At 73.9% G+C, this 25,494-nt stretch carries 24 protein-coding genes; 4 read left to right on the top strand and 20 right to left on the bottom strand.

Features of this window, described 5'->3' with window-relative positions; genetic code table 11:
* Nucleotides 1-3 precede the first annotated feature (3 nt).
* The 9 genes from ACIBPC_RS27000 to ACIBPC_RS26960 form a co-directional block, all read right to left on the bottom strand.
* The gene (locus ACIBPC_RS27000; RefSeq protein WP_398848202.1) at nt 4-1,047 is read right to left on the bottom strand and encodes a CU044_5270 family protein; all 1,044 of its coding nucleotides are present in this window, start codon (nt 1,045-1,047) and stop codon (nt 4-6) included.
* Between the two features lie 107 nt (nt 1,048-1,154).
* On the bottom strand, nt 1,155-1,769 hold the full coding sequence (locus tag ACIBPC_RS26995) for an RNA polymerase sigma factor (RefSeq protein ID WP_398848200.1): 615 nt from the start codon (nt 1,767-1,769) through the stop codon (nt 1,155-1,157).
* A 95-nt stretch (nt 1,770-1,864) separates the two neighbouring features.
* The gene (locus ACIBPC_RS26990; RefSeq protein WP_398848198.1) at nt 1,865-3,439 is read right to left on the bottom strand and encodes a DoxX family membrane protein; all 1,575 of its coding nucleotides are present in this window, start codon (nt 3,437-3,439) and stop codon (nt 1,865-1,867) included.
* A gap of 125 nt (nt 3,440-3,564) precedes the next feature.
* Nucleotides 3,565-4,530 (bottom strand): 23S rRNA (guanosine(2251)-2'-O)-methyltransferase RlmB, encoded by a 966-nt coding sequence (gene rlmB / locus ACIBPC_RS26985; RefSeq protein WP_398848196.1) that lies wholly within the window; start codon nt 4,528-4,530, stop codon nt 3,565-3,567.
* 13 nt (nt 4,531-4,543) lie between these two features.
* Complete coding sequence (gene cysS / locus ACIBPC_RS26980; RefSeq protein WP_398848194.1) at nt 4,544-5,938, bottom strand: cysteine--tRNA ligase; 1,395 nt, start codon at nt 5,936-5,938, stop codon at nt 4,544-4,546.
* 54 nt (nt 5,939-5,992) lie between these two features.
* Entirely contained in the window at nt 5,993-6,403 is a 411-nt protein-coding gene (locus ACIBPC_RS26975; protein WP_398848192.1) for a PPOX class F420-dependent oxidoreductase, read from the bottom strand.
* Between the two features lie 122 nt (nt 6,404-6,525).
* The gene (gene ispF / locus ACIBPC_RS26970; RefSeq protein WP_398848190.1) at nt 6,526-7,044 is read right to left on the bottom strand and encodes a 2-C-methyl-D-erythritol 2,4-cyclodiphosphate synthase; all 519 of its coding nucleotides are present in this window, start codon (nt 7,042-7,044) and stop codon (nt 6,526-6,528) included.
* Nucleotides 7,041-7,793, bottom strand: a complete 753-nt coding sequence (gene ispD, locus ACIBPC_RS26965) for a 2-C-methyl-D-erythritol 4-phosphate cytidylyltransferase (RefSeq protein ID WP_398848188.1) — start codon at nt 7,791-7,793, stop codon at nt 7,041-7,043. Before ispD ends, ispF begins: the two co-directional genes overlap by 4 nt.
* 588 nt (nt 7,794-8,381) lie before the next feature.
* Entirely contained in the window at nt 8,382-8,864 is a 483-nt protein-coding gene (locus ACIBPC_RS26960) for a CarD family transcriptional regulator (RefSeq protein ID WP_362961275.1), read from the bottom strand.
* Between the two features lie 428 nt (nt 8,865-9,292).
* Here ACIBPC_RS26960 and ACIBPC_RS26955 point away from each other — a divergent pair, with 428 nt between their 5' ends.
* Nucleotides 9,293-10,039, top strand: coding sequence for a DUF461 domain-containing protein (locus tag ACIBPC_RS26955; RefSeq protein ID WP_398848186.1), 747 nt, complete (start codon nt 9,293-9,295; stop codon nt 10,037-10,039).
* An 82-nt stretch (nt 10,040-10,121) separates the two neighbouring features.
* Here the strand turns inward: ACIBPC_RS26955 and ACIBPC_RS26950 are convergent, their stop codons facing one another.
* Both ACIBPC_RS26950 and ACIBPC_RS26945 read right to left on the bottom strand, forming a co-directional pair.
* Nucleotides 10,122-10,802: a response regulator transcription factor gene (locus ACIBPC_RS26950; RefSeq protein ID WP_052848564.1), complete on the bottom strand. Its 681-nt coding sequence runs from the start codon at nt 10,800-10,802 to the stop codon at nt 10,122-10,124.
* Nucleotides 10,799-12,118 carry an ATP-binding protein gene (locus ACIBPC_RS26945; protein WP_362961271.1) on the bottom strand — a complete coding sequence of 440 codons (1,320 nt, stop codon included), beginning with the start codon at nt 12,116-12,118 and terminating at the stop codon, nt 10,799-10,801. The genes ACIBPC_RS26950 and ACIBPC_RS26945 overlap by 4 nt, the downstream gene beginning before the upstream one ends.
* 222 nt (nt 12,119-12,340) lie before the next feature.
* Here ACIBPC_RS26945 and phoU point away from each other — a divergent pair, with 222 nt between their 5' ends.
* Nucleotides 12,341-13,015, top strand: a complete 675-nt coding sequence (gene phoU, locus ACIBPC_RS26940; RefSeq protein ID WP_362961269.1) for a phosphate signaling complex protein PhoU — start codon at nt 12,341-12,343, stop codon at nt 13,013-13,015.
* Between the two features lie 312 nt (nt 13,016-13,327).
* On the opposite strand, the gene ACIBPC_RS26935 is transcribed toward phoU, so the two are convergent.
* From ACIBPC_RS26935 to mshA, 4 genes are all read right to left on the bottom strand, one after another.
* Nucleotides 13,328-14,647, bottom strand: a complete 1,320-nt coding sequence (locus ACIBPC_RS26935) for a histidine kinase (protein WP_398848183.1) — start codon at nt 14,645-14,647, stop codon at nt 13,328-13,330.
* Nucleotides 14,648-14,769: 122 nt separating this feature from the next.
* Entirely contained in the window at nt 14,770-15,534 is a 765-nt protein-coding gene (locus ACIBPC_RS26930; protein WP_398848181.1) for a phosphoglyceromutase, read from the bottom strand.
* A gap of 47 nt (nt 15,535-15,581) precedes the next feature.
* Nucleotides 15,582-16,082, bottom strand: a complete 501-nt coding sequence (locus ACIBPC_RS26925) for a YbjN domain-containing protein (protein ID WP_398848179.1) — start codon at nt 16,080-16,082, stop codon at nt 15,582-15,584.
* Nucleotides 16,083-16,096: 14 nt separating this feature from the next.
* Nucleotides 16,097-17,344, bottom strand: a complete 1,248-nt coding sequence (mshA, locus tag ACIBPC_RS26920; RefSeq protein WP_398848420.1) for a D-inositol-3-phosphate glycosyltransferase — start codon at nt 17,342-17,344, stop codon at nt 16,097-16,099.
* 156 nt (nt 17,345-17,500) lie between these two features.
* Here mshA and ACIBPC_RS26915 point away from each other — a divergent pair, with 156 nt between their 5' ends.
* Entirely contained in the window at nt 17,501-18,298 is a 798-nt protein-coding gene (locus tag ACIBPC_RS26915; protein ID WP_398848177.1) for a class I SAM-dependent methyltransferase, read from the top strand.
* Here the strand turns inward: ACIBPC_RS26915 and ACIBPC_RS26910 are convergent.
* The 3 genes from ACIBPC_RS26910 to mshD all read right to left on the bottom strand — a co-directional run bounded on the left by ACIBPC_RS26910 (nt 18,276) and on the right by mshD (nt 21,929).
* On the bottom strand, nt 18,276-18,716 hold the full coding sequence (locus ACIBPC_RS26910; RefSeq protein ID WP_398848176.1) for an NUDIX hydrolase: 441 nt from the start codon (nt 18,714-18,716) through the stop codon (nt 18,276-18,278). The genes ACIBPC_RS26915 and ACIBPC_RS26910 overlap by 23 nt on opposite strands.
* Entirely contained in the window at nt 18,700-20,871 is a 2,172-nt protein-coding gene (locus ACIBPC_RS26905) for an RNA degradosome polyphosphate kinase (protein WP_362961255.1), read from the bottom strand. Before ACIBPC_RS26905 ends, ACIBPC_RS26910 begins: the two co-directional genes overlap by 17 nt.
* 149 nt (nt 20,872-21,020) lie before the next feature.
* Nucleotides 21,021-21,929, bottom strand: coding sequence for a mycothiol synthase (gene mshD / locus ACIBPC_RS26900; RefSeq protein WP_398848174.1), 909 nt, complete (start codon nt 21,927-21,929; stop codon nt 21,021-21,023).
* A gap of 164 nt (nt 21,930-22,093) precedes the next feature.
* Between mshD and ACIBPC_RS26895 the strand changes: the two genes are divergently transcribed.
* Complete coding sequence (locus tag ACIBPC_RS26895) at nt 22,094-23,896, top strand: bifunctional metallophosphatase/5'-nucleotidase (RefSeq protein ID WP_398848172.1); 1,803 nt, start codon at nt 22,094-22,096, stop codon at nt 23,894-23,896.
* Between the two features lie 81 nt (nt 23,897-23,977).
* On the opposite strand, the gene ACIBPC_RS26890 is transcribed toward ACIBPC_RS26895, so the two are convergent.
* Together ACIBPC_RS26890 and ACIBPC_RS26885 are read right to left on the bottom strand one after the other, a co-directional pair.
* The gene (locus tag ACIBPC_RS26890; protein ID WP_398848170.1) at nt 23,978-24,655 is read right to left on the bottom strand and encodes a 4'-phosphopantetheinyl transferase; all 678 of its coding nucleotides are present in this window, start codon (nt 24,653-24,655) and stop codon (nt 23,978-23,980) included.
* Nucleotides 24,652-25,491: a metallophosphoesterase family protein gene (locus ACIBPC_RS26885; RefSeq protein ID WP_398848168.1), complete on the bottom strand. Its 840-nt coding sequence runs from the start codon at nt 25,489-25,491 to the stop codon at nt 24,652-24,654. Before ACIBPC_RS26885 ends, ACIBPC_RS26890 begins: the two co-directional genes overlap by 4 nt.
* Nucleotides 25,492-25,494 lie beyond the last annotated feature (3 nt).

The raw sequence follows: 25,494 nt of genomic DNA, 5'->3' as shown, positions 1-25,494 counted from the left end.
CGCTCAGGCCGCCCCGCTGCCCTCGCCGGGCCGCTGCCTCGCCTCGTCCACGACACCGCGTTCGAGGATGGCCTGGTTGTCCAGCAGCGTGCCCACCGCCACACCGTCCTGCTCCTCGACCTGGACCTCCTGGTAGCCGAGGAGGTCGTACGTCTCCGGGTCGAAGAGGTACGTGCACCGGATGCCGGTGTCCTGGTCAAGACGCCCCACGCCGACGACCGTGCGGCCCGCCGCGTCCTCGATCCCCTCCAGCAGCTCCACGCCGGGGACCTGGCCGAGCGCCTCGTACAGCCCCGCCGCGAGTCCCGGTGGCAGCAGTTCCTGGAACGCCAGGCTGCCGAAGCCGCTGAAGACCCGCTGTTCCAGCGCCTCCCCGGTCAGCCCGTCCTGCTCGCCGAACTCGCCGTAGACCACGTCCCGCAGGCCCTCGGCGTCGGTGGGGAGTTCGGAGAGGTACTCGTAGTTGGTCCCTTCGAGGTACGGTTCCCAGGGTTCGTTGGCGATCGGAACGCCCTCACCATCGGTGTTCATGAGGTCGTAGGGGTTGATCGTCCAGCCGGTCGTGCCGTCCGGGGAGATCCACCGCTCCGTCTCGTACGGCTCGGTCGCCACGCCCATGGGACGCCCGACCTCCGTCCAGATGAACCTGACGTCGGGCAACGCGTCCTCCAGGCCCACGACGGTCTCCCAGTTGCCGTCTCCCGTGGAGCGGGTGACCGTCAACCCGTGCTCCTCGGAGTACTCCTCCCACTCCTCTTCCGTCATGGGCCGGAACGTGCTGACCGTCCGCTGGTAGATGAACTGGTCGGCGCGCGGCACCGGCAGTTCCTCGGCCCGCACGGACACCTGCCGGAGGAACTGCGCCGGACTCGCCGCCATGGGCGTCCCGATGACGTCGCCCGCCCCGTCGTCGTCCCGCGCCGTGTACGTCACGGCGCCCGCCACCAGGGCCGCCGCCACCGGCAGCGCCACCCACAGTGCGCGGCGCCGCCGCTTCGGGCGCGCCGGTTCGGCGGCCCGCTCCTGCTCGCGTTCGATCTCGCTCATCACAAACTCCTGAAGCACGCGGCTTCGATCCTCGGAAAGGACCGGAACGCCGGGTGCCGGGAGCAGCCGCGACAGTTCGCCGTGATCCGGCGCGTCGTCCTGGCGCTTCATCCGCTCGTCCCCTCACTGGACCGGACCGCCCGCTGCAGGCGGTCACTGTGGAGTTGTCCGGGCCGCACGGCGCGTTCCCTGTCCATCTCCTCGTCGGCGAACCGCCGCAGCCGCGACCGGGCGCGGAACAGCCGTGTGCGGACCGTCCCTTCGCGGATATCGAGCGCCATCGCGGCCTCGGCGTGCGACAGTTCGGACCACACGCACAGCATGAACACCTCGCGGTCCCCCGGCCGCAGCCGCTCCAGCGCGCGCCGCGCCGCCGCGACCCGTTCGGCGTCGGCCATGCGCCCGACCACCTCGTCCGAGAAGTCGGGCTCGCTCCCGCCCGTGGGCAGACGGGACAGCGCGGACTCGTAACGGCGCCGGGCGCGCGTCGTGTTGCGCAGCACGTTGACGGCGATGCCCATCAACCACGGGCGCAGGTCCACGCCTTCGTCCCGCACGCGGTCGCGCAGCCGCCACGCTTCGAGGAACGTGACGGAGACGACGTCCTCCGCGAGCGCGCGGTCCCCGGTCCACCGGGCGGCATACCCGTGGATCAACCGCGCGTGCGCGTCGAACAGTTCACGGAACGCCTCGGGGTCGCCGTCCCGCACCCGGGCGTGCATCGTATGGTCCACTCCCCGGCTTGTCCGCGCGCGGGGCCACGTTACCCCGCGCGCGACATGACCCGGGTCACATCATGAGGTGCCCAGTACCTCACCTAACCGAGCAGCCCGCCGATAGGGCCGAGGCTGCTCCGCTCACCCCCGTCCTCCGCCGGAGCCTCCTGCTCCGCGGAGTCACCCGCGTCACCGCCCGTCTCCGGCGCGGGAGCGGGCTCCTCGGGGACGTAGCTCTCCGTCGGCGGCGCGGACCGCTGCGGCGCGGGCACCGTCTGCTGCGCGGGCGGCGCCTCCTGCACGGGCGACTGCGACGCGCCGCCCGTCTCGCCGGTCCCGGCCGACGGGCCGGTCGTCGCGCCCGACTCGGTGCCCTCGGGCGACGCGGAACCGTCCGCGCCCGGCTCCTCCGACGAGTCCGCCCCGGCCGAGGGGCCGCTGGACGCCTCGTCGGCGCGCGCCTCCTCTTCCTCCTCGGTGAGCGGCTGTCCCGGCAGGTGGTTGCGCGGCGGCTGACCCGGCTCCGGCGCCTCGGGGAACGCGGCGGACCGCACCGCGCTGCCCAGCATCGAGCCGAGCAGCAGGGCGACGCCGAGCAGCAGCGCCGCGGTCAGCGTGCCGCGCCGCAGCACCCGGCGGCGCAGCTCGGACAGCGGCGCGCGCGGCCCCAGCGTCCGCCACGCCTCGGTCGCCAGGCGGGAGTCCAGCGAGTAGACGGGCGCGCCCGCGATGATCAGCGGGCTCCAGGCGGCGCACAGGATGATGTCGGGGGTGTCGTACGCCGGGCCGTTCCGCCAGCTGACGGTGACCAGCAGCGCCAGCGAGAGCAGCGCCCCGAGCGAGGCGGCGAGGCGCTGCCACAGGCCGAAGACGGTGAGGACGCCGACGATGATCTGCGTGAACGCGACGGTCAGGCCCGCGCCGATCGGGTGCGCCAGCGCCCAGTCGTGCAGCGGCGCGGCGACGGTCCACGGCTCCAGCGTGGCCAGCCAGGCGTAGAGCGAGCCGCGCTCGCCGCCGTCGAAGTAGACGGGGTCGGTGAGCTTGCCCATGCCCGCGTAGATGGCGATGAAGCCGAGCAGGACGCGCAGCGGCAGCAGGACGACGCCCAGGCTCATCCGGTTCGTACGGCGGCCCGGCGCGTACGCCTGGCGGCGGTCGGCCGCGCGCGGCCCGGCGGGCCCGGCGGGGGTGCGGCCCACCTCGACGGTCTGCTCGGTGCCGCGCGGCGGCGTCGGCGCGGCCGTCCCGCCCGCGCCGGTCCGGGAGCGCTGCGCGGGCGGTCCCGCGACGGCGGCGGAGAGCAGGCGCGTGCTCTCCGGCGGGAGCGGGGAGCGCGGGGAGATCAGGGTCTTGCGGGGCGTGACGCGCGGAAGCACCTGGGTCGCGCCGGAGACACCGGCGTCGCGCACCGCCTGGACCAGCGTGCTCGCCCCCGGGTCGCCCGGCGAGCTGCGGCCCGTCCAGACGACGGGGCGGCGGCGGCCCGCCGCGGGGACGCGGGTCAGCCGGGTGGGGTCGCCGACCGCTCCGCTGACCGGGGACGGACCGGGGAGCTGCACCCGGAAACTGACGTGGTTCACGACGACCTGCGCGGGGTCGCACGGCACCTTGACCATGCTCAGCACCGGCTCGTCCGTCGCGGGGCCGCGGTGTGTTCTGGTGTCCACACTCATCTAACTGAGTGACACGCCTGAGGACACTGTCTGGACCGCAAAAGTCTGTCTGTGACCCGTCAAACCGCGACCCTCCGGACGACCCCGGGCGGGGGCAGGCGCCGCCCGCCCCCGCCCGGCACACGTCAGGCGCGGCGGCGTGCCGCCTCGTACAGCACGATCCCCGCCGCCACACCGGCGTTGAGCGACTCCGCGCCGCCCGGCATCGGGATGCGCACGCGCACGTCGCACGTCTCGCCGACGAGCCGCGACAGGCCCTTGCCCTCGCTGCCCACGACCACCACGACAGGGCCGTCGAGCCCCGGCGCGTCCGCGAGATCCGACTCGCCGTCCGCCGAGAGCCCGACGACGGTGAGGCCCGCCTTCTGGTAACTCTGCAACGCGCGCGTCAGGTTGGTGGCGCGCGCGACGGGCGTACGGGCCGCGGTGCCCGCCGACGTCTTCCACGCCCCGGCCGTCATCCCGGCCGCCCTGCGCTCGGGCACGACCACGCCGTGCCCGCCGAACGCGCTGGCGGACCGCACCACGGCGCCGAGGTTGCGCGGGTCGGTGACGCCGTCGAGCGCGACGATCAGCGCGGCCTGGCCCGCGTCGTCCGCGGCGCCGAGCAGGTCGTCCGGGTGCGCGTACTCGTAGGCCGGGATCTGGAGCACGAGGCCTTGGTGCGACAGCCCGTTGGTCATGCGGTCCAGCTCGGCGCGCGGCGCCTCCATCAGATGCACGTCGCCGCGCTCCATGGCCAGCTTGACGGCCTCGGTGACGCGGTCGTCCGTGTCGAGGAACTGCTGGACGTACAGCGTGTTCGCCGGCACGCCGCCGCGCAGCGCCTCGACCACCGGGTTGCGGCCGACGACCAGTTCGGCCGGCGTCCTGCCGCCGCGCCGCGCGCCGCCGCCCGAACGCCCCTGCTGCCTGCGGGCCTTGGCGTCCTTGGCCTGCGCGGCACGCTGCTTGGCATGGCCGGTGCGCATCTCGGCGGGCGGGGTCGGACCCTTGCCCTGGAGCCCCTTGCGGCGCTGGCCGCCGCTGCCGATCTGCGGGCCCTTCTTGTTGCTGGTACGGCGGTTGGGGCGGGCGCTGTTGCCTGGCATGTCTGTGTGTGTCCTAACTGAGTTCCCAGCGGGGGCCGCTGGGCGTGTCCTCGATGACCAGGCCTGCGGACTGGAGTTCATCACGGATGGCGTCTGCGGTGCCGTAGTCCCGCCGTTCGCGGGCGGCCTGCCGCTGGGCGAGCACGAGCCGCGCCAGCGTGTCCACCACGCCGGTCAGCTCCTCGCCGCGCCCGGCGCCCGTACCGCTCCAGGCCGGGTCGAGCGGGTCGAGCCCGAGCACGCCGAGCATCGCGCGCACCTGGCCCGCGAGGGCAGCGGCGGACTCCTTGTCGCCCTCAGCGAGCGCCGCGTTGCCCTGCCTGACGGTGGTGTGGACGGCGGCCATCGCCTGCGGCACGCCGAGGTCCTCGTCCATGGCGGCGGCGAAGTCGGACGGCACCTCGGTCGCGGGCGCGACCGGGCCGACCTGCTCGGCCGCGCGCGTCAGGAAGCCCTCGATCCGGCCGAACGCCGCCTCGGCGTCGGCGAGCGCCGCCTCGCTGTACTCGATGGTCGAGCGGTAGTGCGGCGTGCCCAGGTAGTACCGCAGCACGATCGGCCGCCACCGCTGCGCCATCTCGGTCACCAGCACGGAGTTGCCGAGCGACTTGCTCATCTTCTCGCCCGCCATGGTCACCCACGCGTTGTGCACCCAGTAGCGCGCGAACTCGTCGCCGTACGCCCGCGACTGCGCGATCTCGTTCTCGTGGTGCGGGAAGACGAGGTCGATGCCGCCGCCGTGGATGTCGATGACGGAGCCGAGGTACTTGTGCGCCATCGCCGAGCACTCCAGGTGCCAGCCGGGACGGCCGGGCCCCCAGGGGGTGTCCCAGCGGGGCTCGCCGGGCTTGGCGGCCTTCCACAGGGCGAAGTCGCGCGGGTCCCGTTTGCCGGTCTCGCCCTCGCCCTCGGGCTGGAGCAGGTGGTCGAGGTCCTGGTTGGACAGCTGGAGGTAGCCGGGGAAGGAGCGGACGTCGAAGTACACGTTGCCGTCCGCCGCGTACGCGTGGCCGCGCTCGATCAGCGCGGCCATCATGTCCGCCATCTCCGGGATGTGGCCCGTGGCGCGCGGCTGGTACGTGGGCGGGAGGCAGCCGAGCAGCGCGTACGCGGTGTCGAAGGCGCGCTCGTTCTCGTAGCCGAGGGCCCACCAGGGGCGGCGCTGCTCGGCGCTCTTGACGATGATCTTGTCGTCGATGTCCGTGACGTTGCGCACGAACGTGACCTCGTACCCCTGGTGCGCGAACCAGCGGCGCATGATGTCGAAGCTGACCCCCGACCGCACGTGCCCGATGTGCGGGGCCGCCTGCACCGTCGCGCCGCACAGGTAGATCGAGACGCAGCCCGGCAGGGCCGGGGTGAAGTCACGGATCTGCCGGGCGCTGGTGTCATACAGGCGAATGGTCACGCCTCAAGAGTAGTGGGCGCCGGGGCGCCGGTGGGACGCCCGCGGCACCGGTTGTCAGACGATCCCCTGCCCGTTGATCCGCGTCGGCGTGACGCGCACGACGACCCGGGGATCGTCCTGCGCGGACGCCGGGTTGAACTCGGCGTAGGACTTGCCCGTGTACTTGCGGGACAGGGTGTCGATCAGCTCCTCGGCGCCCTCGGTGGCGAGCGTCACGGTGCCGCGGATCTCGGCGTACGCGTACGGGTCCTCCGGCGGCAGGACGGTGACGGTCGCGCGCGGGTCGCGGCGCAGGTTCCGCTCCTTGCGGCGGCCGACCGTCGTGGAGACGAGGAGGTCGTCCCCGTCCCGGGCGATCCACACGGGGCTCACCTGCGGCGACCCGTCGGGCTGGATGGTGGCGATGGTGACGACCGTCGGCTGGTCGAGCGCCGTCCTGAGGGGTTCGGGGAGTGCGAGGGACACGGCTGTGCCTTCCTGTACGTGCGTGTGCTGGCTTCGTCCGCTACGCCGTATACCCGGTGGGCGGCGCCTCGTGCGCGCCGCCGCGCCGTCAGCCCGCCGGGACGCTCAGCTCGATGGAACGCTCAGCTCGATGCAACGACGAGCGCCGTCGCGACGGCGGCGAGGCCCTCGCCCCTGCCGGTGAGGCCGAGCCCGTCGGTGGTCGTGCCCGAGACGGAGACCGGCGCGCCCGCGGCGGCCGACAGCGCGGCCTGCGCCTCCGCCCTGCGCGTGCCGATCTTGGGGCGCACGCCGATGACCTGGATCGCGACGTTGCCGATGGTGAACCCGGCCGCCGTGACGATGCGGGCGGCCTCGGCGAGCAGCGCCGTCCCGGCGGCGCCGGCCCACTCGGGCCTGTCGGTGCCGAAGTGCGCGCCGAGGTCGCCGAGCCCGGCGGCGGAGAACAGGGCGTCGCAGGCGGCGTGCGCGGCCACGTCGCCGTCCGAGTGCCCGGCGAGCCCGTACGCGGCGTCCGGCCAGTGCAGCCCGGCGCACCACAGGGCGCGGCCCGCCTCGAAGGCGTGCACGTCCGTGCCGATCCCGGTGCGGGGGAGCACGGGGCGGGCCGGACTGCCCGTCCTGGCTGGGCTGTCGGTCATGACGGGAGCCTCCGGCGGGCGAGGACGGCCTCGGCGAGCACGAGGTCGAGGGGACGGGTGACCTTGAACGCCTCCTCGTGCCCCGGCACGAGGACGACGGGGACGCCGAGCCGTTCGACGAGCCCGGCGCAGTCGGTGGCGTCGCCTCCGGCGGCGTGCGCGGCGTGGGCCTCGGCCAGCGTGGCGCGGTCGAAGCCCTGCGGCGTCTGGACCGCGCGCAGCAGCGCCCGGTCGGGTGTCGCCACGACGGGCTCGGGCTCCCCCGCGACGGCGGGCGCGGCGATCTGCTTGACCGTGTCGGTGACGGGCAGCGCGGGTACGACGGCGGGCGCCCCGGCGCGCACGGCCTCCACCACGGCGTCCACCGTGGCGACGGGCACCAGCGGCCTTGCCGCGTCGTGGACGAGGACGATGCCGACGTCCTCGGGCAGCGCGGCGAGGCCGAGGCGCACGGACTCCTGCCGTGTGGCGCCGCCCGCGACGACGAGCTGCGCCACGCCGGGCGGCGCGGGGTGCTCGTCGAGCAGGGAGCGGGTCTTGCCGACGCCGTCGGGCGGCGCCACGACGACGACCAGGGAGACGGCGCGGGCGCGCGCCATGGCGCGCACGGCGTGGACGAGCATCGGCGTCCCGCCCAGCTCGCGCAGGGCCTTGGGGGTGCCGCCGCCGAGGCGGAGGCCCAGGCCTGCGGCCGGGATGACGGCTGCGGTGCGCGGAATCGCGCCGGACGGCGGTGTGATCTCTGACATTGCCCAGGTATGCAGGTTTGTCCGCGGGGCGGTGGTGGGTATGGCCTCAGCGTGCCGGACGCGGCCCGATCGGACCCTTCCGTGACGTCCCGGTCGAGTCGGCCCTGAGGGACCGGCACACGGCGGCGGCGACAGCATCACCGCCGATGGCAGCGAGGCATTCCGGTGCTTTTCCCGGCCGGAACACCTCCGCCGCACGCCGTGTTCTCACATGGCACGGCCTTACATGCCACAGCGCCCGCGTGGCACCAGGAATGCCTTTCGGGCGCTGCGGCAATGCGGGAGAACGCTGAACGTGAGACGCGTCCGGTGTGTCGTCATGCGTTGTTCGGAAAAGATTCACGCGTACGTCACCCGGTCGGGCACTCATTTCGCAGCGGACGCCATTCTGGAGTGGAGGGACGGTGATCTCCGGTCGATGATCACAGGATGATCTCGCGATCATCGGCGACGGTCCGGTGATCCCGCTGGGTCACGCGATCAGGAACTGGTCCGCGGACGTTTTCCCCACGTCCGCCGATCGAGGCCCCGGAACATGCCCGGGCGCTGCCCGGTCAGGCGTGAACTCCGTTTCCAGAACTTCCGCTCTCAGGAAGCGAGAACCTCGTCCAGAAGGGACTCGGCCTTGTCCTCGTTGGTGGCCTCGGCGAGCGCCAGCTCGCTGACCAGGATCTGCCGGGCCTTGGCGAGCATCCGCTTCTCGCCGGCGGACAGGCCGCGCTCACGCTCACGGCGCCACAGGTCGCGGACGACCTCGGCCACCTTGATGACATCGCCGGACGCGAGCTTCTCGAGATTCGCCTTGTACCGGCGGGACCAGTTGGTCGGCTCCTCGGCGTACGGCGCGCGGAGCACCTCGAAGACCCGGTCCAGACCGTCCTGCCCAACCACATCGCGCACACCGACGAGCTCGGCGTTTTCCGCCGGCACGCGCACTTCCAGGTCACCCTGGGCGACCTTCAGTACCAAGTAGGTCTTATCCACGCCTTTGATCGGGCGGGTTTCGATGGCCTCGATCGTCGCGGCCCCGTGATGGGGATAGACCACGGTGTCGCCAACCTTGAACGTCATGTGACAGGTACCCCTTCCGTGGCTCTCCATGCTAACACGGGAAGGGAGCCCTTTGAATGACGTTTTCGCAGGTCAGACCATATCTCGGGGGTTGACAAGCGCACCCGCGGCATGCTGCGGGGCGGTCTCGGCGGCGGGTATGCGCAGGTCGGAGGGCGGTTCGGCGGTCCGCGCAGTTCGCGCCGCTATGCACGGGAGCGCGTGAAGAAGTTCCGTCGGTCACGGAAAGCCGTCCGTTTTGTCCCGGTTGACAGAATGCCTTCGCGTACGTGTGCAGCTCTCGAAGAATTGATCACCGAGGCCGCGTCGGAAAGCGGCCAATTACCGGACACTCCCTGCGGGTGGGCCGGATGCGGCACGCCGGGGAGCGGTCGGTACGCTGAGCCCCTGAGAGATCATCCTGACCCTCCGAGGAGAGTGCCGCCGCCGTGAGCAGCAGCCTTCGACGCGGCGTGGCCGCCGCCTTCTTCGCGTTCTCGATCGCCGGGCTGACGGCCTGCGGTGCCGGGCACGACGCGGACACCAACAAGATCCGCCCCGACAACGCGTCCGCCCACGTGGAGGACATCAAGATCCAGAACGTCAACGTCATCCTGCCCGACCCGGACCAGGGCCCCGCCGCCGTCTCCGCGCGGCTGTTCAACGACGGCGACGAGGACCAGGTCCTCGAATCCGTCGAGCTGCCGGACTCCGGCACGTCCGCCGAGCTGTCGCCCGCCGAGGGCGAGGGCCGCGTGGTCGTCCCGGCGCACGGCTCCGTGGCGCTCGGCGGCGAGGGCAACCCCGCCGTCGTCATCCAGGACCCGAGCGGCTCCGACGTCGCGCTCGGCAACGCGCAGCGCGTCGTCTTCGTGCTGAGCGACACCGGCGACATCGAGCTGCGCGCGACCGTCGTGTCCGACGGCGAGGCGTACGAGCACTACGCCGACTGGGGCCCCTCCCCCGCCGCCTCCGAGGAGTCGGGCGACATCCCCGGGGTGGACCCGGACGCCGGGCCGGACGAGGAGGCCGAGGCGGGCGACGAGGCCGGGGAGACCGGCGAGACCGGTGAGCCCGCCGAGGAGGACCAGGCCGAGGGCACCGACGACGCGAGCGGCGACCAGCAGCAGGACGGCGACGCGAACGGCGACGAGCCGGTCACCGGCGAGTCGGACGGCCCCGCCGTCGGCGACTGAGGCACCAGCGGGACAGGAGTGAGGGGCGGGTCCGTCGTGACGGACCCGCCCCTCACCCGTACGCCCCGGGGCCTGCCCGTGTCTACGGCTCGAACTTGTAGCCGAGGCCCCGGACCGTCACCAGGTAGCGCGGCGCGCCCGGGTCCGGCTCGATCTTGGCGCGCAGCCGCTTGACGTGGACGTCGAGCGTCTTGGTGTCGCCGACGTAGTCCGCGCCCCAGACGCGGTCGATCAGCTGCATGCGGGTGAGGACGCGCCCGGCGTTGCGCAGCAGCATCGCCAGCAGGTCGAACTCCTTCAGCGGCAGGTCGACCTTCCGCCCGGAGACGGTGACGACGTGCCGGTCCACGTCCATCCTGACGGGGCCGGCCTCCAGGGCGGCCGGGCTCTCCTCCTCCGACTCGCCGCGGCGGCGCAGGACGGCGCGGATGCGCGCGACCAGCTCGCGGGACGAGAAGGGCTTGGTCACGTAGTCGTCCGCGCCTATCTCGAGACCGACGACCTTGTCGATCTCGCTGTCCTTGGCGGTGACCATGATGACGGGGACGTTGGAACGGCCGCGCAGCTGCCGGCAGACCTCGGTGCCGGGCAGTCCCGGCAGCATGAGGTCGAGCAGGACGAGGTCGGCGCCGTTGCGCTCGAACTCGTCGAGCCCGTCGGGCCCGGTCGCCGCGACGGCGACCTCGAAGCCCTCTTTGCGGAGCATGTACGACAGGGCGTCGCTGAAGGATTCCTCGTCCTCGACGACGAGCACTCTGGTCACGGGAGGACCTCCCGGGCGGGATCGTTGGTGCGGGTGGCGTGCGGCTGTGGGTCCACGTCCGCGGCGACGTCCGTGTCGGCGCTGTCGGGGAACTCCGCCGGTTCGTGGAGTGTGCCGCCAAGCCCGTCGCGTTCACGGCGGGCTGCGAGGCGGCGTTCCTGCGCGCTGCGGGGATCCGGCAGACGCAGGGTGAAGGTGGAGCCCTGGCCCTCGGCGCTCCACACGATGACCTCCCCGCCGTGCGAGGCGGCCACGTGTTTGACGATGGCGAGGCCGAGGCCGGTGCCGCCGGTGGCGCGGGAGCGCGCCGGGTCCACGCGGTAGAAGCGCTCGAAGATGCGCTCCCTGTCGTGCTCGGTGATCCCTATGCCCTGGTCGGTGACGGCGATCTCGACGAGTTCGCCCTGGCGGCCGGAGGCGCGGGAGCCGGCGATGGCGACCCGGGTGTGGGGCGGGCTGTAGTTCACCGCGTTCTCGACCAGGTTGCCGAGGGCCGCGGCGAGCTGGCCGCGGTTGCCCCAGACGGTGAGGCCCGCGGTGCCGCCTGAGGCGACGGTGATGCCCTTGCTGACCGCCTGCTGGCGGCAGCGGTCCATGGCCTCGGTGACCAGCTCCTCGACCGGGACCAGCTCGGCGGTGGCGAGCATGTCGTTGTCCTGGACGCGGGAGAGGTCGATCAGCTCCTGGATGAGGTTGGTGAGGCGCGTCGCCTCGTTCTGCATGCGGCCGGCGAAGCGGACGACGGCCTCCGGATCGTCGGCGGCGTCGAGCACCGCCTCGGACAGCAGGGACAGCGCCCCGGCCGGGGTCTTCAGCTCGTGGCTGACGTTCGCCACGAAGTCGCGGCGCACCGCCTCGATGCGGCGGGCCTCGGTCAGGTCCTCGACGAGCAGGAGGACCAGGCGCGCGCCCAGCGGTGCCGAGCGCGCCGAGACCGCGAGCACGTCGGGGCGGCCCGCCCGGGTCTGCCGGGGCAGGTCCAGCTCCACCTGGCGGATCTCGCCGTCGCGGCGCGTGTCCCTGGCCATCCTGAGCATGGGCTCGACGGCGAGGCGTCCGCCGCGGACCAGGCCCAGGGCGTACGCCGCCGAGCTGGCCTTGACGACGCCGTCCCCCTCGTCCAGCACGACGGCCGAGGAGCGGAGCACCGACAGGACCGTGTCGACACCGGGCGGAAGGGTGGCTTCCGCCTGCTGGGTGTCGCGCGGCGGACGCGTACGCTCGCGCTCGCTGAGCCGGAATGCCAGCATGGCGATGACGCCGGTGCACAGACCGGCGATCGCCGCCACTGCGGCGACCGCCGCGTTCACGTCCATATGCTCAGGTTATGCGCGGTGCGGCGGTGAACCACAGGGCCGGACGGAGATGCTCGTCCGGACGCCGGTGAGAGTTCACTTTGGCGACAACGACGGTTCACTTGACGGGGCGGGAACAGCCGCTTTCCGGCCGGAGTGTGGGGGCCGGGCCCGAGTGGGTGAGCTGGACCCGAGAGTGTGAGCGAAGCAGCCCGGTGGGCTCGGAAGGGACGGAACGGTCAAATGCGTGACGCGTATCACGAGGAACTCGACGCGGTCAGCGACAGCCTGGTGGAGATGGCGAGGTTCGTCGGGTCGGCCATCGGGCGGGCGACGACGGCGATGCTGGACGCCGACCTGAAGCTGGCGGAGAGCGTCATCGCCGCCGACATCAAGGTGGACGAGATGCACCGCGACCTGGAGAACGCGGCGATAGCCCTGCTCGCGCGCCAGCAGCCGGTCGCGACGGACCTGCGGATCGTCGTCACCAGCCTGCGGATGAGCGCGGACCTGGAGCGGTGCGGCGACCTGGCCCAGCACGTGGCCAAGGTGGCGCGGCTGCGCTTCCCGGACTCGGCCGTGCCGCGCGACCTGTCGGCGACCATCCTGGAGATGGGGCAGCTGGCGCAGCGGCTGATGGCGAAGGCGACCGAGGTGCTGATCACCAAGGACGTGGACCTGGCCATGCAGCTGGAGCAGGACGACGACGAGATGGACTCGCTGCACCGGACGCTTTTCAGCCACCTGCTGGACGAGCGGTGGAAGCACGGCATCGAGACGGCGGTGGACGTGACGCTGCTCGGCCGGTACTACGAGCGGTTCGCCGACCACGCGGTGTCGATCGCGCGGCGGATGGTGTACCTGGTGACGGGTGAGCACGCGGACGAGTTCTCGCCGGAGCCCGACCCGACGGTCTGAGCGGTACGGGGTCCGCGCGGCGGGCCCGGGGCGCGGGGCCGGGCCGCCGGTGCGACCGCGCGCCCCGTCGCGCGCGGTTGACCGCGGGGGGCCGTGGCGGCGTCCAATGGGACGCGGGGCGGGCCCGTCCGGGTTCCGCCGCTCCGCCGTGTCCACTCCCGAGGAGGGTCCCATGGCTGCGTCACCGGCCTCACCCGCGCCGATCCCCGTGCCCGCGCCCGTCACGCCGAAGGACCGCCGTCCGCTGCCGCTGCTGAGCGGCTGCGGCTGCGCGTCCGGGTGCGGCTGCGGGTGCCAGTCGGGCTCGGGATGTCAGTGCGGGGGCAGCTGCGGCTGAGCCGCGGCGGCGCCGGCCCGGTCCTGCGCGTCCGCGGGGCGCGCGGTCGCGGCCGGCTCCGCCCAGGGCAGCTCGGCGACGAGGGTGAACGTTCCTGCCGAGGCGCCGTGGCGCAGGGTGCCGCCGTCGAGCGCGACCCGTTCCTCCAGGCCCGTCAGCCCCGCCCCGGCGCCGGGGATGGGGCGGTCGGCGCGGCCGGTGAGCCCGTTGCGGACGGCGACGGTCAGGCCGCGGTCACGGCCGCCGGAGAGGGTGACGGTGACGTGCGCTCCCGGCGCGTGCTTGCGCGCGTTGGTCAGGCCCTCCTGCACGACGCGGTAGACCGTGCGCTGCACCGGGCCGCGCAGCCGCGCCGCGCCCGCGTCGTCGTCGCGGACGACGGTGACGCGCTGCCCGGCGCGTTCGGCCTCGGCGACGAGGGCGGGCAGGTCGGCGACGCCGGGCTGCGGGCCCTCGCTGCCCTGGGCGCTGCCGCGCAGGACGGTGAGGACGTCGCGCAGCTCTTCGAGCGCCTGGTGCGCGGTGTCGCGGATGAGCTGGGCGCTGGAGCTGATCTCCGCGTCCGAGAGCGGGGCCGCGCCGGACTGCTTGGCGTCCGTGCGGTAGGCGAGCGCCCCCGCGTGGACGGACAGCAGCGAGATCCGGTGGGCGAGGACGTCGTGCATCTCGCGGGCGATGGCCTCGCGCTCGGCCCTGCGGACGTCGGCGAGGTGGCGCGCGTGCTCGGCGCGCTCGCGCTGGGCGTCCGCCCGCAGGCGGCTGACGAGCTGCCGCTTGGCCCGGACGGCGGCGCCCCACGCGTAGAAGAAGAGGTAGTAGGCGAGGACGAAGGAGATCGTCGTCCAGTCGGGAGCGCGATCGCCCGCGGTGAGGATGCTGTAGGGCATGCCCAGCGCGATGTGGGCGACCAGGACGGCCCAGGCCGTACGGCGGTGGACGCGCAGTCCCAGGTTGAGGATGACGACGGCCAGCGCGCCGAAGACAGTGGTCGAGACGGCGGCGATGGGTATCAGCGCGATCGCCAGGGCGAGCGGATACCGGCGGCGCCACCACAGGGCGACACAGGCCAGGGCGCCGAGCGGGGCGTCCATGACCACGAGCCAGTGCGGCAGGAAGTCCGCCTCAGGCGCCGTGCACAGTGTCAGGACCCACAGGGCGACGGCCCACGCGAACAGCGCGCAGTCCACGAGCCAGTCACGGCCCGTGCGCCGCGTGCGCTGTCCCGAGACGTGACCTCCGTCGTGCAGCAGCGCGCTGGGCAGCATCCAGTCGCGGGGCGCCGGCATGTCGGTCATGCCATCGAGCCTAAGCGGTCGGCCGCGGCACACGCCGGGCTTTTCGCCGGCCACCCCCACCGGACCAGCGACAACGCCCCCGTCCCCGCGGGGCGCGGGCGGGGGCGTCGGGTGGGGCCGGGCTACTTCTTGCCCTTGCCCTGGTTCTTCACGGCCTCGATGGCGGCCTTGGCCGCGTCGGGGTCGAGGTAGCGGCCACCGGGGGTCAGGGGGCGGTAGTCGGCGTCCAGCTCGTAGAGCAGGGGGATGCCGGTCGGGATGTTGAGGCCGACGATGGCGTCGTCCGAGACGTGGTCGAGATGCTTCACGAGGGCGCGCAGGCTGTTGCCGTGGGCGGTGACCAGGACGGTGCGGCCCGCGTTCAGGTCGGGGACGATGCCGTCGTACCAGTACGGCAGCATGCGGATGACGACGTCCTTCAGGCACTCGGTGCGCGGGCGCACCTCGCTGGGGATCGCGGCGTAGCGCGGGTCGTCGCTCTGCGACCACTCGGCGCCGTCCTCCAGCACCGGCGGGGGCGTGTCGTAGGAGCGGCGCCACTGCATGAACTGCTCCTCGCCGAACTCGGCGAGCGTCGCCGCCTTGTCCTTGCCCTGGAGCGCGCCGTAGTGGCGCTCGTTCAGCCGCCACGAGCGGCGGACCGGGACCCAGGCGCGGTCGGCGGCGTCGAGGGCGATGTTGGCGGTGCGGATGGCCCGCTTGAGGAGGGACGTGTGGAGGACGTCGGGGAGCAGGCCCGCGTCCTTCAGCAGCTCACCGCCGCGGACCGCCTCCTTCTCGCCCTTGTCGTTCAGATTGACGTCCACCCAGCCGGTGAAGAGGTTCTTCGCGTTCCACTCGCTCTCGCCGTGGCGGAGGAGGATCAGCTTGTACGGTGAGTCGGCCATGGTGCCGAGGGTAGACGGCGCGGCGGGCGGGCGGCGGAGCGACCCCGTCATCCGGCAGGGCGTGTGAGGTGCGCGAACGCGTCCAGGTTGCGGGTGGACTCGCCCCGCGCGACGCGCCAGGCGTACTCCTTCCTGATCGCGGTCGCGAAGCCGAGTTCGAGCAGGGTGTTGAACGCGCCGTCCGCGTTCTCCAGCACGGTGCCCAGGACGCGGTCGATCTCGGCGGGGGTGACGGCGGACAGCGGGAGGCGGCCGGCGAGGTAGACGTCGCCGTGCCGGTCGATCGCGTACGCGACGCCGTACAGCCGCGTGTTCCGTTCGAGCAGCCAGCGGTGGACGGCGTCGTGGTTCTCGTCCGGGCGGCGGATGACGAAGGCGTTGACGGACAGCGTGTGGCGGCCGAGGACGAGGGAGCAGGTGGTGGACAGCTTGCGGGTGCCGGGCAGGGAGACCACGTAGTGCCCGGCGGCCGGGCTCTCCCACGGCGCGCCGCACGCCTCCAGCGCCTCTTCGACCGCCTGCGCGGTATGGGGATCGGGTGCCGACATGGCCCCGATGCTAGTCAGCCGGTGGCCGGGTGGGTGAAGCGGTGGGATTCGCGGGCCGTCTGGTAGACGGTGAGGGTGTCGGCGGCCGTCGCGTCCCAGCCGAAGCCGCGGGCGTGCGCGCGCGCCGCCGCGCCCAGGCGGTCGGTGAGGTGCGGCTCGTCCACGAAGCGGCGCAGCGCCCGCGCGTACTCCGCCGGGTCGTGGCCCGCCACGAGGAAGCCCGTCGCGCGGTCCCGCACGACGACCGGCAGGCCGCCGACCGCCGCCGCGACGACCGGGGTGCCGCACGCCTGCGCCTCCGCCGCCGCCAGGCCGAACGACTCGCTGTACGACGGCATGACCAGCACGCTCGCCGCCCGGTACCAGTCGGCCAGGACCTCCTGCGTCACCGGCGGGCGGAAGCGCACCAGGTCGGTGAGGCCGAGGCGGGCGGCGAGCTTCTGGAGGCGCTCCGGCCTGGCGAGCCCCGAGCCGGACGGGCCGCCCACGACGGGGACGACCAGCCGTTCGTGCAGCGACGGGTCCTCGTCCAGCAGGTGCCGCACGGCGTACAGCAGGATGTCGGGCGCCTTCAGCGGCTGGATGCGCCCGGCGAACAGCGGCACCAGCGCGTCCTGCGGCAGGCCGAGGCGTGCGCGCGCGGCGCGGCGGCCGTCCGCCGGGCGGAAGCGGTCGAGGTTGACGCCGGGGTGGACGACGAGGGTGCGCAGCGGGTCGGCGTCGTAGTGGCGGATGAGGTCGGCGGCCTCCTCGGCGGTGTTGGCGATCAGCCGGTCGGCGGCGCGGACGATCTGCGTCTCGCCGATGACGCGCGCGGCCGGTTCGGGGGTGTCGCCGGTGGCGAGGGCGGCGTTCTTCACCTTGGCCATGGTGTGCATCTGGTGCACGAGGGGCACGCCCCACCGCTCGGCCGCCAGCCAGCCGACATGCCCGGACAGCCAGTAGTGCGAGTGCACGAGGTCGAAGTGGTCGGGCCTGCGCCCGGCCCAGATGCGCATCAGGCCGTGCGTGAACGCGCACAGCTGCGCGGGCAACTCCTCCTTGCTGAGGCCCGCGTACGGCCCCGCGTCCACGTGCCGCACGAGCACGCCCGGCTCCAGCTCGACGGACGGCGGCAGGTCCCCGGCCGTCGCGCGCGTGAAGATCTCCACCTCGACGCCGAGCCGCGCGAGCTGCCGCGACAGCTCGACGATGTAGACGTTCATCCCCCCGGCGTCCCCCGTCCCCGGCTGGTGCAGCGGCGAGGTGTGCACGCTCAGCATCGCGACGCGGCGGACCTGTGGCACGGCTCTTCCCTTCCTCGGCGGGTGCGACCAGTCAGCCGGGGGCACCGCACTCCATTGTGCCCACCCCGCCCGGCGGGCCGCGCTCCCGTCCACCGCAGGTGCCCGCCGGGCGCGGGGGCTACGCTCACGCGCATGCCGGAGGGGAACGTGACCAGGGGGACGACGGGGCCCAACCGCCTGCGCCGCATGGACCGCTGGATCGCCGCCGCGCACGGGCCCGCGCTGCGCCGCGCCCCCGTTCCCCCGCGGGCGGTGGACCTGGGGTACGGGGCCGCGCCGTGGACGGCCGTCGAGCTGCTGGAGCGGCTGCGGCGCGTGCGGCCCGACGTGCGGGTGACGGGCGTGGAGATCGACCCGGAGCGGGTGGCGGCGGCGCTGCCGTACGCGCGGGACGGGCTCGCGTTCGTCCGCGGCGGTTTCGAGGTGCCGCTGCCGGGCGGGGAGCGGCCGCTGCTGATCCGGGCGGCGAACGTCCTGCGGCAGTATCCGGAGGACGGCGTGCCCGCGGTGTGGGCGCGGCTGTGCGGGCGGCTGGCGCCTGGCGGGCTGCTGGTCGAGGGGACGTGCGACGAGATCGGGCGGCGGCACGTGTGGGTGGCGCTCGGGGCGGAGGGGCCGCGCAGTGTGACGTTCGCCGCGCGCCTCGGCTCGCTGGGCGCGCCGTCCGACCTGGCGGAGCGCCTCCCCAAGGCGCTGATCCACCGGAACGTGCCGGGCGAGCCGGTGCACGCGTTCCTGCGCGCCTTCGACCGCGCCTGGGCCGCCGCCGCGCCGTACGCGCCGCTGGGGGCGCGGCAGCGGTGGCTGCGCGCCGTGGGCACGCTGGCGGGCGACTGGCCGGTGCTCGACGGCCCGGGGCGGTGGCGGCAGGGCGAGGTGACGGTGGCGTGGGCGGCCCTGGCGCCGCTCAGCGGACCGGCAGCAGCGTGACCAGGGCCTCGTCGAGGAGCGTACGGTCCGGCTCGCCGGTGAGGCGGACGCGCGCCTCGGGCGGGGCGAGCCAGACGACGGCGTCCACCTCGTCGTTCGGCTCGAACCGGCCGCGGACGGCCTCGGCGGTCCAGTAGCGCACCACCTTGGAGCGGCCGCCCTCCGTCAGGTAGCGGGCGGTGGGCAGGGGGCGCCCGAGGACGCAGTCCATGCCCGTCTCCTCGCGGACCTCGCGGACGGCCGCGGCGGCGTGGGGCTCGCCGTTGTCCAGCTTGCCCTTGGGGTGCGACCAGTCGTCGTACTTGGGACGGTGGACGAGCGCGACCTCTATGCCGCCGCCTGCCGCCTTCCGCCACAGGACGCAGCCCGCCGCGCGTATCGGCCCGGGGTCGCCCGGGGCGTCAGTCACCGGCGGCACGGCGCTTCCTCCGCACGTCGATCAGGGCCTCCTGCACGTTGACGAGGCGGCGGCCGTCGGCGTCGTGCGCGTGGCGCGTCCAGTCGCCCTCGGCGTCGAGGTGCCAGGACTCGGAGCCGTCCGACATGCCGGTGGCCAGGAGGCGGCCGAGGGTGGCGCGGTGGCCCGGGTCGGTGACGCGGACGATGACCTCGATGCGGCGGTCCAGGTTGCGGTGCATCAGGTCGGCGCTGCCGAGCCACACCTCGTTGTCACCCCCGGCGGCGAAGGCGTAGACGCGGGAGTGTTCGAGGAAGCGGCCGAGGACGCTGCGGACGCGGATGTTCTCGGACAGGCCCGGCACGCCGGGGCGCAGCGCGCAGATGCCGCGCACCCACACGTCCACGGGGACGCCCGCCTGCGAGGCGCGGTAGAGGGCGTCGATGACCGCCTCGTCCACGATGGAGTTGACCTTGATGCGGATGGCGGCCGGGCGGCCGGCGCGCTGGTGGTCGATCTCGCGGCGGACGCGGGTGATCAGGCCGTCGCGCAGGGAGCGGGGCGCGACGAGGAGGCGGCGGTAGTTCTCGCGGCGCGAGTAGCCGGAGAGGCGGTTGAACAGGTCGGACAGGTCGGCGCCGACCTCGGGGTCGGCGGTCAGCAGGCCGAGGTCCTCGTACACGCGGGCGGTCTTGGGGTGGTAGTTGCCGGTGCCGACGTGCGCGTAGCGGCGCAGGCCGTCGCCCTCCTGGCGGACGACGAGGGACAGCTTGCAGTGCGTCTTCAGGCCGACCAGGCCGTACACGACGTGGCAGCCCGCCTCCTCCAGCTTGCGGGCCCACTTGATGTTGGCGTGCTCGTCGAAGCGCGCCTTGATCTCGACGAGGACGAGGACCTGCTTGCCGGACTCGGCCGCGTCGATCAGGGCGTCCACGATCGGCGAGTCGCCCGAGGTGCGGTAGAGCGTCTGCTTGATGGCGAGGACGTCGGGGTCGGCGGCGGCCTGTTCGAGGAACGCCTGCACGGACGTGGAGAACGAGTCGTACGGGTGGTGCAGCAGGACGTCGCGTTCGCGCAGGGCGGCGAAGATGTCGGGCGCGGACGCGGACTCGACCTCGGCCAGGTCCCGGTGGGTGCGGGCGACGAACTTGGGGTACTTCAGCTCCGGCCTGTCGAGGGAGGCGATCGCGCGCAGCCCTGTCAGGTCGAGCGGGCCGGGGAGCGCGTACACCTCCTCGCGGCTGATCTTCAGCTCGCGGATCAGGACGTCCAGGACCTCCTGGTCGATGGACTCCTCGACCTCCAGGCGGACCGGCGGGCCGAAGCGGCGGCGCAGCAGCTCCTTCTCCAGGGCCTGGAGGAGGTTCTCGGCGTCGTCCTCCTCGACTTCGAGGTCCTCGTTGCGCGTCACGCGGAAGACGTGGTGCGCCAGGACCTCCATGCCGGGGAACAGCTCTTCGAGGTGCGCGGCGATGACGTCCTCGACCGGCACGTACCGCTGCGGCGACGCCTCCATGAAGCGGGTCAGCAGCGGCGGGACCTTCACGCGGGCGAAGTGCTTGTGTCCGCTGGCGGGGTTGCGGACCATCACGGCGAGGTTGAGCGAGAGCCCGGATATGTAGGGGAACGGGTGCGCCGGGTCGACGGCCAGCGGCGTGAGGACCGGGAAGATCCGCTTGCGGAAGAACGAGAAGAGGCGCGTCTGCTCCTCCTCGTCCAGGTCCGGCCAGCGCAGGAGGTGGATGCCCTCGTCCGCCAGCTGCGGCGCGACCTCCTGGCGGAAGACGGCGGCCTGCCGGGCGAGCTGGTCGCGGGCGAGGTTCCAGATGGTGCCGATGACCTCGCGGGGCGGGCGGCCGGTGAGGGAGCGGGTCGCGACGCCGGTCGCGATGCGGCGCTTGAGGCCCGCGACGCGGACCATGAAGAACTCGTCGAGGTTGCTGGCGAAGATGGACAGGAAGTTGACGCGCTCCAGGAGCGGCGTCTCCGGGTCCTCGGCCAGTTCGAGGACCCGCTCGTTGAAGGCGAGCCAGCTGCGCTCGCGGTCGAGGAAGCGGTCCGGGGGCAGCTCACCGCCGTCGCCCCCGGAGGAGGCGGGCGACGCGGTGCGGCCGTCCGGCGACACCGGCTGGGGCAGTGCGGGGGTGTCCGGGCGGACGGTTGCTCCCTTGGTCATGCGTCCATTCTCGCGCCGTCCGGGCTAACGGGGCACGTCGGAGAGGTGAACAGGATGAACAGCGCCGTCCACGGGCGGTCGCGCGCCGGGCGCGCGACCGGCGGGACGCGCCGCCGGTGCGCTCGCCGGTGCCCCGCCGGTGCGCCCCGTCAGTGCTCGGTGCGGTACATCAGGTCGGTCTCGAACGTGCGGAAGCCGAGGCTCTCGTAGACCCGCACGGCCGCCGCGTTGTCCGCGTCCACGTACAGCATCGCCGTGGGCAGCGCGCGGTCGGCGGCCAGGTGGCGCAGGCCGGCCATGGTGAGGGCGCGGCCCAGGCCCTTGCCCTGCGCGTCGGGCGAGACGCCGACGACGTAGACCTCGCCGAGGCGCTCCGCCTCGTGCACCTTCGTCCAGTGGAAGCCGAGGACGCGGTCCTCGTCGTCGTCGGGCACGGCGAGGAAGAACCCGTCCGCGTCGAACCACGGTTCGGCGGTCCGCGCGTCCAGGTCGGCCTGGGTGAGGGCGCCCTGCTCGGGGTGGTGGGCGAAGGCGGCGGCGTTCACCGCGAGCCAGGCGGCGTCGTCGCGGCCGGGGCGGAAGGTGCGGACGCGCACGCCGGGCGGCAGGTCGACGGGCGTCGAGCCGAGGCCGCCCAGGGGGCGGCGGAGCTGGCGCAGTTCGCGGAACGGCGTCAGCCGGAGGGACTGGGCCAGGTGGCGGGCCGCCGCGTGGCCGCCGTGCGCCCAGACGCGCAGCCGGTTGCCCGACTCGGCGAGGAGGGCGGCGCCGAGCGCGCGCCCGTACCGCCTGCCCCGGTGGGCGGGGTGGACGACCAGCTCGCCGGTCGGCGGCTCGACCACGTCCCGGCCGTCGAGCTGCGCGTAGCCCACCAGGGTGCCGTCGTCCGCGCGGAGGAGGAGGTGGAGCACGCCCGCGCGCGGGCCGCCGCGCAGGAGCAGCCTGCCCTGCTCGGAGACGGCGCTCTGCCCGTCCCGTCCGGCCGCCGCCTCGATGAGCGCCAGCGCCTCGTCCCGTTCCGCGTCCGTCACCCGGTCCTGCACCACGACGTCACTCATGGGGACGACTGTAATCGGGGCGCGGCGCGTCCTCCGGCTTCGCCGACCCGTTACGCCGTCGTCATCCCGGGGGTCTGTGGGGCTACGCGCGTAGCCACTAGGGTGCCGGGCGGATGGGTATGTCAGACGCTCAGCTTGCCCGACCCGAAAGGGACTCACCCCACATGCAGGCAACACGTACTTTCCGACTGACGGCGGGGGCGGCGGTGCTCGCGGTCGCCGGGGCGCTCGCCGTCGCCCTGCCGGCCGCGCAGGCGGCGCCGGGCCACGGCCACGGCGGGCACGACGGCGGTCACGGTCACGGCCGGACCGTCGATCTCCAACTGCTCGCCCTCAACGACCTGCACGGCGCCCTGGAGCCCCCGACCGGCTCCAACGGGCAGCTGACGCACGAACACCCGGACGGCACGACCGAGACGCTGACGGCGGGCGGCGTCGAGTACCTGGCGACCGGGCTGCGCACCGCGCGGCGCGGCGAGGCCAGGTCGCTGACGGTCGCGGCGGGCGACCTGGTCGGCGCGTCGCCGCTGCTGTCCGGGCTCTTCCACGACGAGCCGACGATCGAGGCGCTGAACGAGCTGGACCTCGACGTCGCGGGCGTCGGCAACCACGAGTTCGACGAGGGCTGGGCGGAGCTGACGCGGCTCCAGGACGGCGGCTGCCACCCGGTGGACGGCTGCTACACGGAGGGCCGCGAGTTCGAGGGCTCGGACTTCCCCTACCTCGCGGCCAACGTGGTGCGCGAGGACACGGGACGGCCGATCCTCGCGCCGTACACGATCGAGCGCGTCGGCGGGATCGAGGTCGGCTTCATCGGCGTGACGCTGGAGGGCACGGCCGACATCGTGACCCAGGCGGGCATCGAGGGCCTGGAGTTCCGCGACGAGGTCGAGACCATCAACCGGTACACGCGCGAGCTGCGGCAGCGGGGCGTGAACGCGGTGGTGGCGCTGATCCACGAGGGCGGCTATCCGGCCACGGCGGCCTACAACCACGACTGCGACGGCGCGGACGGCGGCCTGTCGGGCCCGATCGTGGACATAGCGGAGCGCACGGACGCGGGCGTGGACGCGCTGGTCACCGGCCACACGCACCAGCCGTACGTCTGCACGATCCCCGACCCGGCGGGCCGCGACCGGCTGGTGACGTCGGCCGCGTCCAACGGGCGGCTGTTCACCGAGCTGGACATGGAGTACGACCTGCGGACGCGCGACATCGTGCGCGCCTCCGTCGAGGGCACGAACCGCGTCGTGGACCGCGAGCAGCGGCGCGACCCGCGGCTGACGCGGCTGATCGGCGAGTGGAACGCGCTGGCCGCGCCGGTCGCGAACGCGCCGATCGGCTGGATCTCCGAGGACATCGCCGGCCGGGGCGCGGGGACGCCCGAGTTCCCGCTCGGCGACCTGATCGCGGACGCGCAGCTGGAGCACGCGCGGTCGATCGACCCGGGCACCGACCTGGCGCTGATGAACCCGGGCGGTGTGCGCGCCGACCTGGTGTACGCGGCGTCGGGCGGCGAGGGCGACGGCGTGGTGACGTACGGGGAGGGCTTCACCGTCCAGCCGTTCTCCAACACCGTGAACCTGCTGGACCTGACGGGCGAGCAGCTGCTGGGCGTGCTGCGCGAGCAGGTGACGGGCGGGAACGAGGCGGCGCCCAAGTACCTCCAGCCGTCGGACGGTCTGGCGTACACGCTGGACCTGTCGGCGTCCGGGGCGGACCGGATCGTGGCGGACTCGGTGACGGTCGGCGGGGAGCCGCTGGACCTCGGGGCGACGTACCGGGTGGCGGTGAACTCGTTCCTCGCCGGTGGCGGCGACGGCTTCGCGACGCTGGCCGAGGGCGGGAACCCGGTCGTGGGCGCCGACGACATGGCGGCCCTGCGGGACTACCTGTCGGCCCATTCGACGGCGGACAGCCCGCTGGCCGCGCCCGCGGCGGACCGGATCACGGTCGTCGGCGGCTGAGCCCGGAAGGCGGCGCCGCGTTCCCCCGTACGGCGTGGGGGGCGCGGCGCCTTCGTGTGTGCGCGGGGGTCGCGCGCGGGGTCACAGAGGCAGCGCGATCGCGGTCACCAGCAGGCCCTTTTCGGCCACGAAACGGCCGGACAGCGTGCGGAACGGGCTGTCGGCGGGCAGCAGGCGCGCGGTGAACGTGCCGCCGTCCGGGCGGTCGGGACGCAGCGTGACCTCGGCCTCCTCGAAGCCGAGCCATCGCCCGGTGACGGGGAACCACGTCTTGTAGACGCTCTCCTTGGCCGAGAACAGCAGCCGCTCCCAGCTCACGTGCGGCAGCTCGGCGGTGAGCGCGGCGAGCTGGGCGCGTTCGCCCGGCAGGGAGATCATGCGCAGGATGCCGGGATCGGGCAGCGGCTCGTCCGGCTCGGCGTCGATGCCCAGGGAGGCCAGCGCGTCGGCGCGGGCGACGGCGGCGGCGCGGTAGCCCGCGCAGTGGGTCATGCTGCCGAGGAAGCCGGGCGGCCAGCCGGGGGCGCCGCGGTCGCCGGGCAGCAGGGGCACGCGGGGGGCGCCGAGGCGGGCCAGGGCCGTACGGGCGCAGTGCCGCACGGTCGCGAACTCGGCGCGCCGGACGGGCACCGCGCGGGCGATGTGCGCGGCCTCCTCGGGGAAGAGGCCGCCGGGTCCCGGCAGGTCGGTGAACGCCTCCTCCGTCTCGACGGGCGCGCCGAGCAGCCGGGCGAGCGGCCCGCCGCCGGCGCCCGTCACGGCGCGACCGCCGCCGGGAGGACGGGGACCAGCAGGCGCGGCGGGGTGGGCCGCGGCTGCCACTCGCGGGGATAGCCGAGGGAGACCTCCTGGTGGGGGACGCCGTCGTGGTGGATGAGGCGGGGGATGTGCAGGTGCCCGTAGACGACGGTGGCGGCGTGGAAGCGGCGGGGCCAGTCGGCGGTGGCGTCGGTGCCGCACCAGAGGGCGAATTCGGGGTAGCGCAGGATGCGGGTGGGTTCGCGGACCAGGGGCCAGTGGCCCATGAGGACGGTCGGGACGCCGTCGGGCAGTTCGGCGGCGAGCCGTGCGGCGGTGGCGGCGACGCGGGCGCGGGACCATGCGTCGCGGCTGGGGTACGGGTCGTGGTGCAGGTGGTACTCGTCGGTGCAGACGACGCCCGCGGCCTCCGCGGCGGCGAGCGCGGTCGCCTTGTCGTACGTCCCGGCGGGGCGGAACGTGTAGTCGTACAGCGTGAACAGCGGCACGACCACGGCGGGCCCGCCCTCGCCCTCCCACAGCGGGTACGGGTCCTCGGGCGTGACGACGCCGAGCCGCCGGCACAGCGCGACCAGCGCCTCGTAGCGCGCCACGCCGGTGAGCCGCACGGGGTCGTCGGGGAGGGTCCACAGCTCGTGGTTGCCGGGCGCCCAGACGACCTTCGCGAAGCGGCCCGCGAGGGTGGTGAGCGCCCATTCGACGTCGTCCCACAGCTCGCCGACGTCGCCCGCGACGAGCAGCCAGTCGTCGTCGGCGGAGGGCCGCAGGCGGTCGGTGACGGCGCGGTTCTCGCCGTAGCGCACATGCAGGTCGCTGATGGCCAGCAGCCGGCCCATCGC

Source organism: Streptomyces sp. NPDC049879, assembly GCF_044461265.1.
Taxonomy (GTDB): Bacteria; Actinomycetota; Actinomycetes; order Streptomycetales; family Streptomycetaceae; genus Streptomyces.
The sequence above is the reverse complement of the archived record's forward strand: the minus strand, read 5'-3'. Positions and strand labels throughout refer to the sequence as shown.